Source organism: Pelomonas sp. KK5, from assembly GCF_001984095.1.
GTDB lineage: Bacteria > Pseudomonadota > Gammaproteobacteria > Burkholderiales > Burkholderiaceae_C > KK5.
In genome coordinates, this window is the sequence record NZ_LYVQ01000388.1 from 1 (window position 1) to 3,298 (window position 3,298).

General features: G+C 70.1%; 2 protein-coding genes and 1 pseudogene. All 3 read right to left on the reverse strand.

What is annotated here, in order from left to right:
- A pseudogene (locus B0W88_RS30725) lies at nt 1-411 on the reverse strand (histone deacetylase family protein); the annotation flags it as partial.
- 3 nt (nt 412-414) lie between these two features.
- Entirely contained in the window at nt 415-2,631 is a 2,217-nt protein-coding gene (locus tag B0W88_RS30730) for a TonB-dependent receptor (RefSeq protein ID WP_077038285.1), read from the reverse strand.
- Nucleotides 2,632-2,652: 21 nt separating this feature from the next.
- Nucleotides 2,653-3,298, reverse strand: a 646-nt coding sequence (locus B0W88_RS30735) for an FMN-binding negative transcriptional regulator (RefSeq protein WP_144007099.1), incomplete at its 5' end; no start/stop codon positions are given.

Below are 3,298 nucleotides of genomic sequence, written 5' to 3' on the forward strand. Positions count from 1 at the left end.
GGCAGCGCCTGCGGTGGCGGCGGCCCAGGTGCCGGCCGTCAGCGGGGTGCCGGCGTCGAAGGCATAACGCCCCACCCGAGCGGAGAAGTTCAGCGGCTCGACGTCGTAGCGCAGGCCCTTGCCGGGCCAGACCGAGGGCAGCACGTCGAGCTGCGCGTTGGCCGGGTCCAGCGCCAGCCAGTCGTCCCACGCGCGCGCCAGGAAGTCGAGGTAGTGCGGCGCATGGATGCGGCGCAGCAGCGCCTCGTCCACCGCGCCGGGCTCGCGCAGCGCGCCGATGCCGCGCCGCTTCAGCGCCTCGAACACATGGGCCTGGCGGGCCGGCACCTCGTGGCAGTCGACCAGCCGGCCGCGGAACATCTCCTGGCGGCCGGCATGCCGCTCATGGTGAGGGTTATGGAAGATCAGCATCCCTCAATAGTGCCAGGACGCGGTCGCTCCGAAGGTGCGCGGGCGCACCAGGCCCTCGCCGGTGCCGTTGGCCTCCGCCACCGTGCGGGTGATGCCGCGCTTGTCGGTGAGGTTGGTGCAGAACAGCGCCAGCTCGGTCTTCTCGCCGACGTTCATGCGCAGCCGCGCGTCGAAGAGCTTGTAGTTGCCCTGGCGGTTGGCCACCGCGCCGGGCACGGCCGAGTTCAGGTCGCTGATGCCGCCGGACAGGAACTGGTGCGACAGGCTCAGCGTCGGCGCATGCGCCCCGCCGAAGTTGTAGCTGACCCGGTTGCTGATCGACCAGTCCGCCGTGCCCGGCAGCTGCGAGCCCTTGGGCGCGGTGCCGGCCCAGAGGATGAACAGGTCGTCCGCCAGCCGCGCGTGCTGCCAGGTCAGCGAGGTCTGCCAGTCGATCGTCGCGGACGGCTTCCACTGGAAGGACATCTCGAGGCCGGTGCTGCGCGCCTTGCCGCCGTTGGCCGCGTAGTTGAAGAAGTCCGGCGTCTGCAGGCGCAGCTGGATGTCGCTCCAGTCGATGCGGAACAGCGTGGCGTCCAGCAAGACCTGACCCCCGGCCCAGCGCGAGCGCAGGCCCAGCTCGTAGTTGCGCAGGCTGTCGCTCTTGCTGCCGGCCGGGATCGGGTAGCTGGACAGGCCCGGCGTGTTCGGCGTGCCGAAGCGGAAGCCTTCGGAGGCCAGCGCATAGACCATCAGGTCGGGGCTGGCCTGCCAGGCCAGCGAGAGCTTGGGGTTGAAGCCACTCTCGCTGACGGTGGAAGGCGTCACGATCGGGCTGCCCGGATAGGTCGAGAAGCCGACCTGGGTGGCGGTCATGTCCACCTTGGTGTGGAAGAAGCGGCCGCCGGCGGTGAGCTTCCATTGCGGCGCCAGTGCGTAGGTCGCCTCGCCGAACAGCGCCGACTCGCGGCCCTTCACCTTCGTGTAGAAGGCGTTGAAGACCGAGCCGTCCGGCGCGATCACCGCGCCGCTGCCGGCGCCGTAGGCGGGCGAGGCGTCGAAGGCCGCAGCCGCGCCCTTGGCGCCGAGCTGCTCGTAGAGATCCTTGTCGGTATCGAAGGTCATCGCGCCGATCAGCCACTCCAGCGCGCCGCCGCTAGCCGAGGCCAGGCGCAGCTCGAGGCTGTTGCTGCGGCTCCTGCCGCCGTCGGCGATGTACAGCGGGTTCGTCAGGTTCAGCTGCAGGTCGCTGTTGTAGGCGCTGCGCAGCGGCGTGAAGTCGAACACCCAGTCCTGCTTCTTGGTCTGCGTGGCGGCCAGCGCGGTGAACTTCGTGCCGCCGAGATCCTGGTCCAGGCGCAGGCTGTGGACGCTGACGCGGGTCTTCGTCGGCTCGTCGATGCTGGTCTTGCGCTCCAGCTCGCCCAGGCCCTGCATGCGGTAGGCGTTGTCGTCCGAGTCGGTCTTCTGCACCAGGCTCAGCCAGGTCAGCGTGGTGCCCCTGCTCGGTGTCAGCACGGCCGAGAAGCGGCCGCCGCTCAGCACCGTCGTGTTGGAGCCCTTCTCGCCGGTGCCGATGTTGTCCAGGTAGCCCGGGTCCCTGCGGTACTCGGCCACCGCGCGCACGGCCAGCAGGTTCTCCTTGATCGGCACATTGACCATCGCCTTGCCGGTGTAGCCAACGCTGGCGTTCTTCGTGCTGCTGATCGTCGTCTCGGCCGCAGCGTCGAAGCCGCGCGCATCGGCGACGTTGGCCACGTACTGGATCGCGCCGCCCATCGCGCCGGAGCCGAACAGCGTGCCCTGCGGGCCGCGCAGCACCTCCACGCGGGCGAGGTCGAAGGTGTCGATGTCGGGCACGACGATGGTCCAGCCCGGCTCGGTCAGCGGCACCTCGTTGAGGAAGTAGCCGGTGGTCGTCTGGCCCTGCACATTGCCGGAGCTGGTGGCGATGCCGCGCAGCACCACGTGCGAGACGCCCGGCTGGTAGCTGTTGAAGACCACGCCGGGCTCGCGCTGGATGTAGTCGGCCAGGTCCTGGGCGCCGGCGGCTTCCAGCTGCTCGCCGGTGACGGCGGAGACACCACCGGCGATGTCGCGGGCCTGGCGGGCGCGCTTGCCGATCACGGAGACGGTGTCCAGCGACGAGGTGGCATCCTCGGCCTGGGCCGCCAGCGTGGCGGCCAGCAGCAGGCCGGTGCAGAGGGTACGACAGGCGATGGCGACGGGTCGGTTCTTCATCAACGTCATCTTCTTGCGATCTCAGGAGTTGGTATTCGGCGGGGTGCCGCGGCCCGGATTGAAGCGGCGCATCCAGCCGGCCAGCGGATCGGCGCCGAGGCCCTGCAGCAGCTCGCCGAAGACGTCGTCGCGCTCGTCCTGGCCGAGCTTGTAGCGCTCGCGCAGCTCGACCACCTCGGCACGGAAGGCGATCACGCGCTGGGCCAGCAGTTGCAGCCGCGGGCCCATCTCGGCGACGTTCCAGGCCTTCGGCCGGCCGGCCTCGAAGCGGCGGGCCAGCTCGTCCAGGTGGGCGGTCAGTGCGGTTTCGTCGTTATCGAGGAACTGCACGCGCACGCGGCACTGCGCACTCGCGTAGTTCCAGCTCGGCGCCTGGGTGCGGTCGCTCAGCCACGAAGGCGAGACATAGCCCTGCACGCCCATCCACAGCACCAGCGCCTCGGGGTTCTGGCGCAGCGCCTCGACCTGGCTGTTGCCGCGGGCGAAATGGCCTTCGATGGCGACCAGGCGGCCCGTGTCGTCGTGCTTCGGCAGCAGCGGCAGCGGCGTGGCCTGCAGGCCTTGCGGGCCGACGCTGCAGAGCCAGGCCAGCGGGTGGCCGGCGCTCAGGTCGGCGAGGTCTTGCGCGCTTTGCGCAGCGAATTTGTCGGAAGCAGCACTCATGCCC